At 74.4% G+C, this 15,259-nt stretch carries 12 protein-coding genes and 1 pseudogene; 5 read left to right on the forward strand and 8 right to left on the reverse strand.

Annotation, left to right across the window (positions count from 1 at the left end):
* Window positions 1-488 (reverse strand): annotated as a pseudogene (locus tag IE321_RS37195) (hypothetical protein); the annotation flags it as partial.
* Between the two features lie 214 nt (window positions 489-702).
* Between IE321_RS37195 and IE321_RS37200 the strand changes: the two are divergent.
* Window positions 703-1,176 carry a GreA/GreB family elongation factor gene (locus tag IE321_RS37200; RefSeq protein WP_043220212.1) on the forward strand — a complete coding sequence of 158 codons (474 nt, stop codon included), beginning with the start codon at window positions 703-705 and terminating at the stop codon, window positions 1,174-1,176.
* Window positions 1,173-2,027, forward strand: a complete 855-nt coding sequence (locus IE321_RS37205) for a hypothetical protein (RefSeq protein WP_190226164.1) — start codon at window positions 1,173-1,175, stop codon at window positions 2,025-2,027. Before IE321_RS37200 ends, IE321_RS37205 begins: the two co-directional genes overlap by 4 nt.
* 24 nt (window positions 2,028-2,051) lie before the next feature.
* Here the strand turns inward: IE321_RS37205 and IE321_RS37210 are convergent, their stop codons facing one another.
* A complete protein-coding gene (locus IE321_RS37210; RefSeq protein ID WP_190226155.1) occupies window positions 2,052-2,417 on the reverse strand; it encodes a YybH family protein in 366 nt (121 codons plus the stop codon).
* Between the two features lie 111 nt (window positions 2,418-2,528).
* Here IE321_RS37210 and IE321_RS37215 point away from each other — a divergent pair, with 111 nt between their 5' ends.
* Window positions 2,529-3,419 carry a LysR family transcriptional regulator gene (locus IE321_RS37215; protein ID WP_190226156.1) on the forward strand — a complete coding sequence of 297 codons (891 nt, stop codon included), beginning with the start codon at window positions 2,529-2,531 and terminating at the stop codon, window positions 3,417-3,419.
* Window positions 3,420-3,503: 84 nt separating this feature from the next.
* On the opposite strand, the gene IE321_RS37220 is transcribed toward IE321_RS37215, so the two are convergent.
* Genes IE321_RS37220 through IE321_RS37235 form a run of 4 tightly spaced genes read right to left on the reverse strand, consistent with a single transcriptional unit; the run spans window position 3,504 to window position 7,515 of the window.
* Window positions 3,504-4,973 (reverse strand): phytoene desaturase family protein, encoded by a 1,470-nt coding sequence (locus IE321_RS37220; protein WP_190226157.1) that lies wholly within the window; start codon window positions 4,971-4,973, stop codon window positions 3,504-3,506.
* Window positions 4,974-5,015: 42 nt separating this feature from the next.
* A complete protein-coding gene (locus IE321_RS37225; RefSeq protein WP_190226158.1) occupies window positions 5,016-5,657 on the reverse strand; it encodes a DUF1345 domain-containing protein in 642 nt (213 codons plus the stop codon).
* Complete coding sequence (locus tag IE321_RS37230; RefSeq protein WP_190226159.1) at window positions 5,654-6,481, reverse strand: family 1 encapsulin nanocompartment shell protein; 828 nt, start codon at window positions 6,479-6,481, stop codon at window positions 5,654-5,656. The genes IE321_RS37225 and IE321_RS37230 overlap by 4 nt, the downstream gene beginning before the upstream one ends.
* Window positions 6,478-7,515 carry a Dyp-type peroxidase gene (locus IE321_RS37235; protein WP_190226160.1) on the reverse strand — a complete coding sequence of 346 codons (1,038 nt, stop codon included), beginning with the start codon at window positions 7,513-7,515 and terminating at the stop codon, window positions 6,478-6,480. Before IE321_RS37235 ends, IE321_RS37230 begins: the two co-directional genes overlap by 4 nt.
* 227 nt (window positions 7,516-7,742) lie before the next feature.
* Between IE321_RS37235 and IE321_RS37240 the strand changes: the two genes are divergently transcribed.
* A complete protein-coding gene (locus IE321_RS37240) occupies window positions 7,743-10,064 on the forward strand; it encodes an FdhF/YdeP family oxidoreductase (protein WP_190226161.1) in 2,322 nt (773 codons plus the stop codon).
* A gap of 57 nt (window positions 10,065-10,121) precedes the next feature.
* Here IE321_RS37240 and IE321_RS37245 read toward each other — a convergent pair whose 3' ends face one another.
* Complete coding sequence (locus tag IE321_RS37245) at window positions 10,122-12,626, reverse strand: ATP-dependent Clp protease ATP-binding subunit (protein WP_190226162.1); 2,505 nt, start codon at window positions 12,624-12,626, stop codon at window positions 10,122-10,124.
* A 346-nt stretch (window positions 12,627-12,972) separates the two neighbouring features.
* Between IE321_RS37245 and IE321_RS37250 the strand changes: the two genes are divergently transcribed.
* Entirely contained in the window at window positions 12,973-13,518 is a 546-nt protein-coding gene (locus tag IE321_RS37250) for a GNAT family N-acetyltransferase (protein ID WP_190226163.1), read from the forward strand.
* On the opposite strand, the gene IE321_RS37255 is transcribed toward IE321_RS37250, so the two are convergent.
* Window positions 13,502-15,259: alpha/beta hydrolase (locus tag IE321_RS37255; protein WP_229916737.1), on the reverse strand; the 1,758-nt coding region annotated here is incomplete at its 5' end. The two genes, IE321_RS37250 and IE321_RS37255, sit on opposite strands and share 17 nt — an antisense overlap.

The following is a 15,259-nucleotide window of genomic DNA, read 5'->3' on the forward strand; positions in this document are numbered from 1 at the left end:
GGCTCCGGGCCGGCCGGGTCGGGCGCGCCGCGCCGGCGCGGATCCGGTCCCGCGGGCGGGCCGTCCCAGAGGGCGAGGGAGATCCGCTGTCCGGCGTCGGCCCAGGCGGGCGCGGTGCGGGCGACGAGGTGGACGGGGCGCGTCCGCGGCCCGCCGGGTTCCTCGTGGTCGGCGTAGACGGCCAGGGTGAGGGTCGTTCCGGGGCGGAGCAGGCCGTCCGGGGCGGTTCGGGGCAGGTGCCAGCGGAGCAGGTCGGGGGCGAGCCGGCGGAGGTCGGCGCGGACGCGCGCGGCCAGTGCGGTGCCGTGGGTCCGGGCCAGGGCCCGGGGGGTCAGGTCGAGGTCGACGCCGGCGGCGGCGCAGGCACCGGCCCAGTCGCCGGCGAGGCGGCGGGCGGTGGCGGTCTCGATCGTGGCGGGCGGCACGGCGTAGGCACGCACGCGGCGCCAGAGGGAAAGGCGGGTGTCCTCCCGCACGGGCGTGTCCATCAGGACGCTCCGTGCGCGGTGAGGACCCCCCATCGGCGTGAGGAGTCGGTGATCATCGCGGTCACGCTAACGCCCCCGGCGTCCGGGGCGCCAGGGGTTTTCCGGGGCCCTCGGCGGACCCGCGGACGCCTCGTGCGATTTGACGGGCTTTTCCGGTGGTGTCGGAATGGTGACCATCGTCCTTCGTCCGCGTCACCGCACGACGGGAGCTGTCATGACCGCTGGACCGGAGCCCATGAGCGAGGCCGCCCGCGCGGCGCTGAACCGCGAACTGTCCGAGCTGCGCGGCGAGCGGGCGAAGGTCGCCGCCACGCTCGACGACGCCGACGAGCCGGGCGACCGGGCCGATCAGGCCGACGAGTTGCAGCGGGCCACGGAGGCGGAGCGGCTGGACGCGCGGATCGAGGAGATCGAGGGCCGGCTGCGGGAGGCGTCGGCCGCTGGGCCGCCGTCGAACGGCACGATCGGCGTGGGCAGCACGGTGGGCGTGCGGTTCGGCGACGGCACGGAGTCGACCCTGCACATCGGCGAGCTCGCGGACGCGGACGACCCGGCCCTGGTGACCGTCGACAGCCCGCTCGGCCGGGCGCTGCTCGGGCACGCGGCCGGTGACAGCGTCGCGTACGCGACCCCGCTCGGCCGGACCACCGCCGTCGTCCTCTCGGTGGGCGCGGGCGGCGGCTCCTGACCGGGGCGTCCGACACCCGCGCCGAGCGGGAGCTGGAGGAGGAGCGCCGGGCCGACCGCAAGGGCGGCCCGGGGCACACCGTGCTCCTCGCGCTGGCGCTCGCCGTGCCCGTGGCCAAGGTGGCGTACACGGTGGGCGGCGGGGACGCGGTCCGGGACGTCTTCGTCGGCATGGAGCCGGCGAACTGGCCGGACGTGCTGCTCGGCATGGTGATCACCGACCCGCTGCTCGGCTCGGTCCTCGCCGTGGTGATCTCCCGGCTCGTCTTCGCGCTCTTCGCGGCGCGCGGCGCCGTCCCCACCGGCCGGGGGCGGCTCGCGCACCTGCGCAGGATCGGGGTCACCGTCCTGAACCCGCTGGCGGTCGGCGTCATCGACGCCTGCCTGTTCGGGCCGTGGTGGGGGCTGGGCACGGGCCTCGCCGCGTACGCGCTCCGCAAGGGCGTGGTCGTGGAGTACCGCACGGGACGCCGGCGTCCGCACCACGCGCACGACACCGCGCACGGCTCCGGACCCGGCGACGCGCACGGCACGGCGCACGATCCGGACTACCGGCCGCCGCCGTGGCTGCGCCGGGCGGCGGCCGCGGAGCAGGGGGCGGCCCTGCTCCTCACGGCCGTCGTCCTGCCCTCGCTGTTCTTCGTGTCGGCGCTCGACGGGCAGGCGTGGACCTCGATCGTGGCCTGCCGGGTCACCGACGGGACCCGTACCGCCGACGCGCGGCTGATCGAGCTGAGCCGCAAGGGTGACGGGGTGGTGGGCTGGAACCTGGACGCCGAGGAGATCTCCAACGGCCTGGGCTGTACGGGTACGGAAAGCCGTTTCGTACGGGAGCCCTGGTGGCGCTCGTGACCGCCACGCGCGCGTGCGCCCGGCTCAGCGCGCGACGGGGACGAACTCGGGCTGGTCGAGGATCCGCAGCCAGCTGCCGTCGGCCTGGCGCCTGACGACCTGGGCCCGCGCTCCGGCGCCGTCCCTCGGCGGGGTCGAGGTGAGCGCGACGTCGCCGTTCACCAGCGTGGGCAGCGGCTCCTCCCGCTCGAAGCGCGGCCGGTGGGCCAGCACCCCGGCCCACAGCTCGCGGATCGCGTCCCGTCCCACCGTCAGCTCGCCGGGCGGGTACGCCAGGACGGCGTCCTCGGCGTACAGCGCGGCGACTCCGGCCGCGTCACCGGCGTTGGACCGCTCGACGAAGAGGCGGGTGAGGTCCTCGGGGCGCATGGCCTTCTCGTACTCCGGCACGGTTCCTCCTGGGGCTGGACGGGTGTCGTTCCTTCTTCCGCCCTTCCAGCCTCGCCGCCACCCCACCAGAAGTCCAACAGATGGTTCAGCTGACTACTAGAATCAGCAGTCATGGAATTGAGGCAGCTGGAGTACTTCGTCGCGGTCGCCGAGGAGCGGAACTTCACCCGGGCCGCCGAGCGGGTGCACATCAGCCAGTCGGGCGTCAGCTCGCAGATCCGGCGGCTCGAACACGAGCTGGGCGCCGAGCTGTTCGACCGCTCGGCGCGGACCGTCACCCTCACCGTCGCCGGCGAGGCCGCGCTCGCGCACGCGCGCGCGGCCCTCGCCTCGGCCGGGGCGGTGGCCCGGGCGGTGGACGAGGTGACCGGCCTGGTGCGGGGCCGGCTGACCGTCGGCATGGTCGTCGGCTGCACCGTCACTCCCCTGTTCGACGCCCTCGCCGCCTTTCACGAGGCCCATCCCGGGGTGGAGATCCGACTCCGGGAGGACACCTCCGCACGGCTCGCCGACGCCGTCCGGAGCGGCACCGTCGACCTGGCCCTCGTCGGGGCCGCCGCGACCACCCCCGACGGCCTGGACGCCCTGACGATCGTCGACGAACGGCTCGTCGCGGCCGTCCCGCCCGGCCATCCCCTGGCGGCCCTCCCCCGCGTCACCCTCCGTGAACTGACGGCCCATCCGCTCGTCTGCATGCCTCCCGGCACCGGCCTGCGCGCGGTCCTCGACCAGGCGTGCGCCGAACAGGACCTCCGCCCGGCCATCGCCCTGGAGGCGGGCGCGGCGGACGCCATCGCCGACCTCGCCGCCCGCGGCCTCGGCGTCGCCGTCCTCAGCACGTCGATGGCCACCCCCCACACCGACCGCCTCATCGCCCTCCCCCTCGCCGACGCCGACGTCCCGGCCCTCCTCGCCCTGGTCTGGAGACCCGCCCACAACCCCGCCGTCCGCACCCTGCTGAACCACGCCCGCCAGGCGTTCGGGGCGCCGGGCGGGGCGTGACGGAACCGGCCGGACCGGCGGCCGGGGCGTCGGCCACGGGGGCACCCGGACCTTCCCCGCACGGGACCGTCCGGCCGCCGCCCCCTACCAGGGCGCCCTGATCCCCAGATGCCGCAGGGCCGAGGCGGCTGCGCCGGCGCCGGACATGCCGTGGGCGCCGGGGCCGGGTGGGGTGGCGGCGGAGCAGAGGTAGACGCCGGGGAGGCCGGTGGCGTAGGGGTCGAGGGCGGGGCGGGCGCCGAGGACGAGCTGGGGGACGGTCTTGGCGCCCGTCAGGATGTCGCCGCCGGTGAAGTTCGGGTTGGCGGCGGCGAAGTCGGCGGGGCGGGTGACGCGCAGGCCGACGACGCGGTCGCGGACGCCGGGGGCGAACTGTTCGAGGCGGGCGAGGATCGCGTCGGTGGCGTCGCCGTCGTAACCGTGCGGCACGTGCGCGTACGTCCACACCGGGTGGACGTCGCCGGCGGAGCGGGTGGGGTCGGCGAGGTACTGCTGGCCGACCAGGACGAAGGGGCGCTGCGGCATCCGGCCGTCCGTCACGTCCCGTTCGGCGCGGACGACTTCGGCGAGCGGGCCGCCGAGGTGGACGGTGCCGGCCCGGCGGGCGGGCTCGGCGCGCCACGGGACGCCGCCCTCGACGGCGAGGTCGACCTTGAAGGCGCCGGGGCCGCGCCGGAAGCGGCGGTACGCGGCGGCCGTCCGGGACGGCAGCAGGTCGCCGTACACCGTGGCGACCTGCGCGGGGTCGAGGTCGAGGAGGGTGAGGTCGGCGGGCGGCAGCTGGGTGCGGTCGGTGATCCTGACGCCCGTCTCGATCCGGCCCCCGTGGGCGCGGAGCGCGGCCGCGAGGGCGTCGGTGATGGCCTGGGAGCCGCCCTCGGCGACGGCCCAGCCGGCCGCGTGTCCCGCGGTCAGGATGCCGAGCCCGATGGCCGAGCTGAAGGGCTCGGTCAGCGGGCGGTACGCGTGGGCCGCGACGCCCGCCCACAGCGCCCGGGCCCCGGGGGTGCGGAAGAGCCGGGCGAGCGCGGCGGCGGGCAGGACGGTGGGCAGCCCGAAGCGGGCGAGGAGCAGCGGGTGCTCGGGGAGGCGCAGCAGCGGGCCCATGACGTCGGTGGAGAGGGCGTCCCAGCGGCGTACGGAGGGGCCGAGCAGGGCCCGGTAGCGGCCGGCGTCGGCGCCGAGGCCGGCGGCGGTCTCGGTGACGGAGCGGTACAGGGCGGGCGCGGTGCCGTCGTCGAGGGGGTGGGCGCAGTCGATCTCGGGGAGCCGCCAGGTCAGCCCGTAGCGGTCGAGGCGGAGGTGGCGGAGGGCGGGCGAGGCGACGGCGAGGGGGTGGACGGCCGAGCAGTGGTCGTGGAGGAGTCCGGGCAGGATCGCCTCGTCGGTGCGGGTGCCGCCGCCGATCGTCTCCGCGGCCTCCAGGACCGTGACCTCGACGCCGGCCTCGGCGAGCAGGGCGGCGGCCGTGAGCCCGTTGGGGCCCGCGCCGACGACGACGGCGGTCGGGACGGAACCGGCGGGGCGGGCGGGGCGCGGGCGCGTGCTGCTCATGGGGCGAGTCTGCCGGGGTGCTCACGGCGCCCGCACACCGGGTCATCCGGTGACGATGCCGGCCACCAGGTTGATCGCGGTGGCGAGGATGCTGGCGCCGAAGACGTACGAGAGGAGGCAGTGGCGGAGGACGACCGCGCGGATGCCGGAGTCCGAGACGTTCGTGTCCGAGACCTGGTAGGTCATGCCGAGGTTGTAGGAGAAGTAGAGGAAGTCGGTGTACCGGGGCGGGGCGTCGGAGTTGAAGTCGATGCCGCCCCCGGGCGGCCGGTGGTATAGGTAGGCGTACCGGGTGGCGTACATGAGGTGGAGCGCCGCCCAGGCCATGAAGACGCCCCAGAGCGCGGTCGCGGCGGCGGCGCGGTCGTAGCCGGAGTCGACGAGGAGCAGGGCGACGATGGCGACGAGCCCGCAGAGGGCCGCCGTGACCACCGCCAGTTCCTCGACGACCGGCCGGAACTCCTCGCGGCGCAGGTTGCGGCGGGTGGTGGTGGCGTCCATCGGCCACAGCACGATCCAGCCGGTGACGACGAAGACGGTCTCGGCGGTGGCGATCCCGGCGAGGATGCCGAGGGCGGTGTCGGCGAGGGTGCCGGTGACGGCCCCGGCGGCGGTGCCGAGGACGGCGGCGCCGGTGAGCCGGGGGACCGCGTACCGCCACGACCAGGCGCGGGGGCCGGTCATGTGCCGAGGACGACCACGGCCTCGTCCGTGTACACGAAGAAGGTCAGGGTCTCGTGGAGGTACAGCTCGACGGTGTCGGTGTCGTGCCGGGCGTAGCCGATGGAGACGTCCTGGCCGAGGCGGAGTTCGAAGTCGCCGCCGCGGGTGGAGAGGACGAGGCCGCCCTTGAGGGCGGGGGCCCAGATCGGGGGGCCGTCGAGCATCCGGCCGAGGTGGGCTGCGACGGGGTAGCCGTGGTCGGAGGTCTCGCTGACGGACCGGTACTCGTCGGCGCCGAGGAGCAGCGCGTACGGGCCGTCGACGCCGGCCAGGCGCAGGGCGGTGAGGGCGCGGCTGACGGCGTCGGGGTAGTCGTGGGGTTCGACGGGGAGCGCGACGGCCGGGTTGGAGGAGGCGGCGCGCAGACCGCGGACGCCGGCGGCGTCGTAGCCGTCGAAGGCGGTGCGGTCCTCGGCGAGGGCGAGGGTGCGGGCGGCGTCCTTGACGGGCTGCCAGTCGGAGTCCTTGGCGCCGCGTTCGACGTCGTCGACGGCGGAGCGGTCGACGGTGAAGGGGACGCGGAGTTCGACCAGCGGGCGGGCCTCGCGCAGCCGGGCGCGGACGCCGTGGGCGGGGGCTTCGAGGTCGGTGAGGTGGCCGGTGCCGACGGCGGCGAGTCCGGCGCCGCCGGGGTCGGGCACGTCCACGACGCGGCGGCCGGCGACGTTGCGGCGGAAGGTGCGGCGGGCCTCCTCCTCGATCTCGGCCCAGGCCGCGGGGGTGATGGGGGCGAGTTCGCGGTGCAGGTTGGTGGTGGGGGCGGGCGTGCCGGGGAGGCTGGTCATGACGCCGGGGCTCCTTTCAGGCTGCCGATGCCCAGGGAGGACCCCGGGTGGACGGCTTCGGCGGGCACGGGCTCGGGGGCGGTCTCCCGGGTCTCGCCCGGGGCGGGGAGGTCGTCGAGGAGGCCGGCGCTGGGGACGAAGAAGAGGCCCCCGGTGACGGCGGTGGAGAAGTCGAGGATGCGGTCGGTGGTGCCGGGCGGGTCGCCGAGGAACATGTTGCGGAGCATCCGCTCGGTGACGGCCGGGGTGCGGGAGTAGCCGATGAAGTAGGTGCCGAACTCGGCGGTGCCGAGCCGTCCGAAGGGCATGTTCTGGCGGACGATCCGCTGCTCCTCGCCGTCCTCGTCCTCGACGGTGGTGAGGGCGACGTGCGAGTCGGGCGGTTTGACGTCGTCGGGGAGTTCGAGGTTGTCGGCCTTGTGGCGGCCGATGACGCGCTCCTGCTCCTCGGTGGGGAGGGCGTTCCAGGCGGTGAGGTCGTGGAGGTACTTCTGGACGACGACGTAGCTGCCGCCGCGGAAGTCCGGGTCCTCGTCGCCGATCAGGACGACGTCGGCGGCGGCGGACCCGGTGGGGTTCTCGCTGCCGTCGACGAAGCCGAGCAGGTCGCGCTCGTCGAAGTAGGTGAAGCCGTGCACCTCGTCGACGACGGTGACGGCGTCCCCGAAGCCGTCGAGGACGAGCCGGGCCAGCTCGAAGCAGAGGTCGGCGCGGCGGGCCCGCAGGTGGAGGAGGAGGTCGCCGGGGGTGGCGGGGGCCAGGTGCCGGGGGCCCTGGAGCGGGGTGAAGGGGTGCAGCTCGCGGGGGCGGGGGCCGCCGGCCAGTCGGTCCCAGGCGTCGGAGGAGAGGCCCGCGACGCAGGCGAGGGCGTCGTCGCGGGCGCGGAAGGCGACGGAACGGCTCAGCCCGGACAGCTCCCGGAGCCCGTCGCGTACGTCGTCCTCGCGGCCGGGCGCGACGGTGAGGGTGAGGAAGACGGCGGTCTGGGTGGGCGGGCCGAGGACGAGCTGGGGGACGGGCTGGGGGACGGCCATGCGACTCCCGTCGGGACGAGAAGGATGAAAAAGGGCGAAAGGCTTGATAGTGGTAAAGAAAAGAACAAGAGGGAAAAGACGACAAATCGGCGTCAGCGTATCCAGGGCCGGTCGCGCCCGCAGCCCGTCTTCCCCCGGCTGGCGACCGCCCGAGGCCCCGCTTAGCCTGCCGGGAGGGGGCTCTACGCGTTCCCGCGCGCCGGGTGCGCCGGAAGGGAAGCGGTCCGATGACCCTCGACCGAACCGAGCAGCAGGACGACGGCCTGGAGCCCCGGGTGGGCCCGGTCCCCGACGGCGAGCCGGAGGTCCGGCCGTACCACCATCCCGCCGCCGGCTGGGGTGCCGCGAAGAGCGTGACCCGGTTCATGCTCCGCGAGGGCGCCCTGCCCGTGGACGGGCCCCGGGCGATCATGAAGATGAACCACGAGCGCACCGGCTTCGACTGTCCCGGCTGCGCGTGGCCCGACGACACCAAGGGCCTCCACCTGGACATCTGCGAGAACGGCATCAAGCACGTCACCTGGGAGATGACCCGCAAGCGGGTCGGGCGGGAGTTCTTCGCCGCGCACACGGTGACGGAGCTGGCGGGCTGGACGGACCACGCGCTGGAGAACGAGGGCCGGCTCACCGAGCCGGTCGTCTACGACCCGGACACCGACCACTACGTGCCGATCGCCTGGAAGGACGCCTTCGAGCTGGCGGGCCGCGCCCTGCGCGAGCTGGACTCCCCGAACCAGGCGTCCTTCTACACCTCGGGACGGCTCGGCAACGAGGCGACCTTCCTCTACCAGCTGCTCGCGCGCGAACTCGGCACCAACAACCTCCCCGACTGCTCCAACATGTGCCACGAGGCGAGCGGCCGGGCCATGACGGCCTCACTGGGGACCGGGAAGGGGACGGTCGACCTCGCCGACTGGGAGACCGCCGACGCGCTCTTCGTCCTCGGCGTCAACGCGGCGTCCAACGCGCCGCGCATGCTCACCGCGCTGGCCGAGGCGTACAGCCGGGGCGCGCGGATCGTGCACGTCAACCCGCTGGTGGAGGCCGCCGCGACCCGCACGATCATCCCGCACGACTTCACGGACATGGCCACCCTCCGCGCCACCCCCACGTCCACGCTCAACCTCCAGCCGCGGATCGGCGGCGACATGGCCCTCCTGCGCGGGATGGCGAAGGCGGTCCTCGAACAGGCCGCGTCCGATCCGAAGGCCCTGGACCGGGAGTTCGTCGAACGGCACACGGCCGGTTTCGAGGAGTACCGCGCGGTGGTCGAGGCCACGTCGTGGGAGGAGATCGAGCACCAGTCCGGACTCACCCGCGAGGACGTCCTCGAAGCGGCCCGGGTGTACCGCGAGGCGGACCGCTCGATCATCAGCTGGTGCCTCGGCGTCACCCAGCACGAGCACGGCGTCGACACGGTCCGCGAGATCGTCAACCTCCTGCTGCTGCGCGGCAACCTGGGCCGCGAGGGCGCCGGGCCCTCCCCCGTGCGCGGCCACAGCAACGTCCAGGGCAACCGCACCTGCGGCATCGACCACCGCCCGGCGGACGCCTTCCTCGACCGGCTCGCCGAGGTCTGCGGGATCGACCCTCCGCGCGCCCACGGCCTCGACACCGTGCGCACCATCGAGGCGATGGGACGCGGCGACGTGAAGGTCTTCGTCGGCATGGGCGGCAACTTCGCCCTCGCCGCGCCCGACACCCCGGTGACGTACGAGGCGCTGCGGAACTGCGAGCTGACCGTCCAGGTGAGCACCAAGCTCAACCGCAGCCACGTGGTGCACGGCCGGCGGGCGCTGATCCTGCCGTGTCTGGGCCGCACCGAGAAGGACCACCAGCGCAGGGGCGAGCAGGCCACCTCCGTCGAGGACTCGATGAGCATGGTCCACCTGTCGCGCGGGATGAAGAAGCCCGCCTCCCCGCACCTGCTGTCCGAGCCGGCGATCGTGGCGGGCATCGCGCGGGCCGCGCTGCCGGAGAGCGGGACGCCGTGGGCCTGGTACGTCGAGGACTACGACCGGATCCGGGACACCATGGCCCGGGTCCTGGACGGCTTCGAGGACTTCAACCGGCGGGTGCGGCTCCCGCTCGGCTTCCGGATCAAGCAGCCGGCGCGCGAGCTGGTCTTCCTCACGCCCTCGGGCAAGGCCGAGTTCTCCGCCGCGCCGCTGCCGGACGTCGTCCCGGAGCCGGGCACCCTGGCCCTGGGCACGATGCGCTCGCACGACCAGTGGAACACCACGATCTACTCCGACGACGACCGCTACCGGGGCGTCAGGAACCTGCGCACCCTGGTCTTCATGAACCGCGCGGACATGCGCGAACGGGGCATCGCGGAGCTCTCCCCCGTCGACATCACGGCCACCGCCCGGGACGGGAGCCGGCGCTCGGTGCACGGCTACCTGGCGGTCCCGTACGACATCCCGCGGGGCTGCGCGGCGGGGTACATGCCGGAGCTGAACGTGCTGTGCGCCCTGGGCGACTACAGCACCCAGAGCGACCAGCCGATCATGAAGCACCTCAAGGTCGTGATCGAACCGACGGGTTGAGGAGGCGTGACGAGGCACCCGCGCGGACGCGGGTGCCTCGTGGGGGCCGGCGGGGCGTCAGGCCGCGGCGGGTCGCTCGCCCTTGCGGACGGTGCAGTGGAGGGAGTCGTCGATCACGTCGGCGACGATCGTGTCGCCGGGTTCCGCCTCGCCGCCGAGGAGGAGGGAGGCGACGCGGTTGTCGAGTTCGGTCTGGATGGTGCGGCGCAGCGGGCGGGCGCCGAACTCCGGCTGGTAGCCGTGGGCGACGAGGAGCCTCGTCGCGGCCTCGGTGACCTCCAGGGTCATGCCCTGGGCGTGGACGCGGTGCTTGCTGCGGTCGAGCAGGTGCTCGACGATCTCGGTGAGGTCCTTCTCGGTGAGGCTGTGGAAGACGATGATGTCGTCGATGCGGTTGAGGAACTCGGGCAGGAAGCGGCCCCGCAGGTCCTCCATCAGCTCGTCCTTCAGCTCGGCCGCGTCGCCCTCGTGAGCGAGGATCCGGTGGGCGCCGATGTTGGACGTCATGATGACGACGCAGTGGCGGAAGTCGACGGTCCGGCCCTGGCCGTCGGTGAGGCGTCCGTCGTCGAGGATCTGGAGCAGGGTGTTGAAGACGTCGGGGTGCGCCTTCTCGACCTCGTCGAAGAGGACGACGCTGTACGGCTGGCGGCGGACCTTCTCGGTGAGCTGGCCGGCCTCCTCGTAGCCGACGTATCCGGGCGGGGCGCCGACGAGCCGGGCGACGGTGTGCTTCTCCTGGAACTCGCTCATGTCGAAGCGGATCATCCGGTCCTCGTCGCCGAAGAGCAGCTCCGCGAGGGTCTTGGCGAGTTCCGTCTTGCCGACGCCGGTGGGGCCGAGGAAGAGGAAGGAGCCGACCGGCCGGTTCGGGTCGCCCATGCCGGCGCGGTTGCGGCGGACGGCCTCGGAGACGGCGGTGACGGCCTCGTCCTGGCCGACGATCCGGGAGTGCATCTCCTCCTCCAGCTTGAGCAGGCGTTCCTTCTCGCTGGTGGTGAGCTGGGCGACGGGGATGCCGGTGCGGCGGGAGACGATGTCGGCGATGTCGGAGGCGGTGACGGAGACGACGCCCTCGCGGCGCTCCTCGATGCCGGCGAGTTCGCCCTCGACCTCGGCGATCTCCTCCTTGAGGTGCTTGGCCTTCTCGAACTCCTCGGCGGCGACGGCCTGGTCCTTCTCACGGCGCAGTTTGGCGAGTCGGTCCTCGCGGCTGATCACCTCGGTGGAGCGGCCCGCGCTGCGGAGGCGTACCCGGGCCCCGGCCTGGTCCATGAGGTCGATGGCCTTGTCGGGGAGGAAGCGGTCGCTGATGTACCGGTCGGAGAGTTCGGCGGCGGCGGCGAGGGCGCCGTCGGCGAACCGGACCTGGTGGTGGGCCTCGTAGGCGTCGCGGAGCCCTTCGAGGATCTGGACGGTCTCCTCGACGGTCGGCTCGGGGATGAGGACGGGCTGGAAGCGGCGTTCGAGCGCGGCGTCCTTCTCGATGTACTTGCGGTACTCGTCGATGGTGGTGGCGCCGACGACGTGCAGCTCGCCGCGGGCGAGGGCGGGCTTGAGCATGTTCCCGGCGTCCATGGAACCCTCGCCGGTGGCGCCGGCCCCGACGACGGTGTGCAGTTCGTCGATGAAGAGGACGATCTCGCCCTCGGACTTCTGGACGTCCTCGATGACCTTCTTGAGGCGTTCCTCGAACTGCCCCCGGTACTGGGCGCCGGCGACCATTCCGGAGAGGTCGAGGGAGACGACCCGCTTGTCCTTGAGGGTGTCGGGGACCTCGCCGGCCACGATCCGCTGGGCCAGGCCCTCGACGATGGCGGTCTTGCCGACGCCGGGCTCGCCGATGAGGACCGGGTTGTTCTTGGAGCGGCGGGAGAGGATCTCGATGGTCTGCTCGATCTCCTCGGCGCGGCCCACGACCGGATCGAGCTTTCCGGCCCGCGCCTCCTCGGTGAGGTCCCGGCCGAACTCGTCGAGGGTGGTGGCGGGCTGCTTGGGCGCGGCGGGCGCGGCGGTGTCGCCGCCGCGGGCGGCCTGGTCGGTCACGCCGCGCAGCTTGGAGACGTCGAGGTCCTCGGCGCGCAGGAAGCGGGAGGCGCCGGAGTCGGCGTCGCCGAGGAGGGCGCCGAGGATGTGCTCGGGGCCGATGTACGAGACGCCGGCGGCCTGCGAGGTGGCGTGGGCGAGGGCGAGGGTCCGCTTGGCGGCGGGGGTGAGGCCCGGCTCGGCGGAGGGCTCCGCGGACTCGTGCGGCAGCACCTTGGAGATCCGGTCGGCCAGCGCGTCGGGGTCGACGCCGGCCCGGGCGAGGAGCCGGCGGGTGGGCTCGACCTGGGTGGTGGCCCACAGCAGGTGTTCGGTGTCGAGGTCGGTGGTCCCGTCCTCGACCGCCTTGCGGGTGGCGGTGTTGAGGAGTTCGTGGGACGACTCGGTGAGGAGACGGCCGATGGGGACCCGCTGGACGGCCGGTGGCGAGGACGCCGGGGACATTCCGAAGAACCGGTTCAGCAGGTCGCCGAACGGGTCGGAGGGGCCGAAGGAGGAACCGAACGCCATCGACATGTCTGCGCTCCTGAAGGGCATGGGGGGTCCCCCACACTCAAACCCGGCCGCCCCGGCTCCGCAAACGGAACAAGGGGCGTCCGCCACGGAGGGTGAGGTCCTGGGACGGGACGGGGCGGGGCGGGGCGATGGCGGGTACGGACGGAGCGGTGTGCGGGGACGAGCGGGCGGGGCGGGGGCGTACGGGGCTGTGCCTTCGGCTCGGGGCCCGCCCGCCGCCCGGGTCCCGTACGGGACCCGGGCGGCGGGCGGGTGGAGCCGGAACCCGTACGGGGACCGGGTCCTCCGGGGCCGGGGCCGGTGCGCGCACCGGTCGTCGCTCCCCCGCGCCTCTACGATCGGCGGAATGACCGCACCCGAAGCGCTGATCCGGCCCGCCGTCGCCGCGGACCTGGAGGCCGTCGCCTCCCTCTACGCCCATTACGTCCGGCACACGGTCGTCACCTTCGACGAGACCCCGCCGCCGGTCGCGCACTGGCGGGAGCGGCTGGCGGAGCTGACGGAACGGGGCCTGCCGTTCCTGGTGGCCGAGGTGGCGGGCGAGGTCGCCGGGTACGCGTACGCCTCGCCCTGGCGTCCGAAGCCCGCGTACCGGCACTCCGTCGAGAACTCCGTCTACCTCGCTCCGGAGGCGACGGGCCGGGGCCTGGGCACACTGCTGATGCGGCCCCTCGTCGCCGCCTGCGCCCGGGCCGGCGCGCACCAGATGATCGCGGTCGTGGCGGACTCCGGCACGGAGGCGTCGCAGGCCCTGCACCGCCGGCTCGGCTTCGCCGAGGCGGGCCGGCTGCGCGCGGTGGGCCACAAGCACGGGCACTGGGTGGACACGGTGCTGTTCCAGCTGCCCCTCACGGACGGGAGGGGTTCCGCAGGGGTCACCGGCGCGCCATGATCTCCCGCAGCCGGGCGAGGTCCTCCGCGGTGACGTCGGAGGGCCTCAGGACGGCGTTCCAGCCGTCGACGTACTCGGCCCGATAGGTGTGGCCGTGGCCGTCGGGCACCTCGGTGGCGAACGGCAGGTCGGCGGTGACCTGCCAGAACGTCACGAACGGCACCCAGACCATCGACTCCAGCACGTCGTCGCCGGGCGCCTCGCCGATCCAGTCCGGCTCGTCGTACATCAGGTGCGGCCCCCACCAGACGATCGGGTCCGAGGCGTGCAGCAGGTACAGCACGCGGCTGCCCTCCCACGGCGTGTCCGGCGGCGGGATGCCCGCCGAGGCGTCGGTGGCGAAGCGCACCGTGCGCCCACCCCGGTAGACGGGCTGGACCTCGGGGCTGCCGGGCTCCCGGTGGTCGCTGAACCGCCGGAAGAGCGTGTTGAAGTGGGGCGGGCCCGCGAAGAGCGTGCCCGCCGTGCGGTTGCGCAGGTCGTACTCGCCGCTGAACGCGGTCTCCCCGCCGAACGAGCCGAGGCTCTCCCCCGCCACGTACAGCCGGGGGCGGGCGTCCGCCGGGAGCCTCGACCAGGAGTCGTAGACGGCGTCGAACAGCTCGCGGCCCGCCTCGCGCGCCTTCGACTGGTCCACGAGGTACGACATCCACGAGGGCAGGTACGAGTACTGGAGCGCCACGCTCGCGGTGTCTCCCCCGGTCAGGTACTCGAAGCTGTCCACCGCGGCGGGGTCCACCCAGCCGCTGCCGGTCGTCGTGACGACCAGGAGGTTCCGGCGCTCGAAGCCGCCCGCCCGGCGCAGGTCGGCCACCGCGCGGGCGGCGCGGGACTCGGTCTCGTCCGCCGTGTCGAGCCCCGCGTACGCCCGGACGGGCTCCCGCGCGGCGCGCCCGGTGAACGCCGCGATCTCGGCGGCCGTGGGCCCGCCGGCCGCGAAGGTGCGGCCGTTCCTGCCCAGCGACTCCCACGCGACGAAGGAGCCCGGGCCGCCCGAGCGCAGGCCGGACGTCGGCTGCCGGACGCCCTCGTCGGTCTCGCCGTCGCGCAGCGAGAACGCCTGGTTCGCCGTCGCGACCAGGCCGTCGACGAGCAGGCCGCTGAACAGCAGCACGCCGGTGACCGCCACCAGGATGCCGCCGACCGCCCGCGCGGCCCGCGCGCCGATCCAGCGCCGGAGCCACCCGGCCACCCGGCGGTACACCCACCGAATCCCGCGGGCCCCCGCCAGGACGAGGGCGAACAGCAGGAACGCGACGAGCGGCGACAGGATCCAGGGGAGCAGGTGGTACTCCGTCACGCCGAGCAGGCCCCGGATCCGGTGCTGCCCGTACTGGCCGAGCCCGTACGCGACGCCCAGGAGGACGACCGCGGTGACGAGGAACGCCCGCCAGGAACGGCCGGTCACGGGGCGCGGGCCCCGGTCGGCGAAGGCCCGCCAGATCCACGCGGCGACCACGCCGAGCCCGTACCCGATCGCGGCGAGGATCCCCGAGACGACCCCCTGGAGGATCCCCCCGCGCGGCAGCAGGGACGGCGTGAAGGACAGGCACGCGAGGGCCAGTGCTCCCCAGGCGCCGGGCAGGCTGACGTACGGCGTCCGGAGGCGGCGTCGGTCGTCCGCCGGGACGGCGGGAGCCGTGGGGGCCGCCGGAGCTGCGGGAGCCTCGCCGGGGCCGGGGCCGGGGTCGGGGCCGGGGCCCGGGTCGGTGCCGGGGCCGGGGTCGGGGTCGGGGCCGGT

Source organism: Streptomyces hydrogenans, assembly GCF_014656075.1.
GTDB classification, from domain to species: Bacteria; Actinomycetota; Actinomycetes; order Streptomycetales; family Streptomycetaceae; genus Streptomyces; species Streptomyces hydrogenans.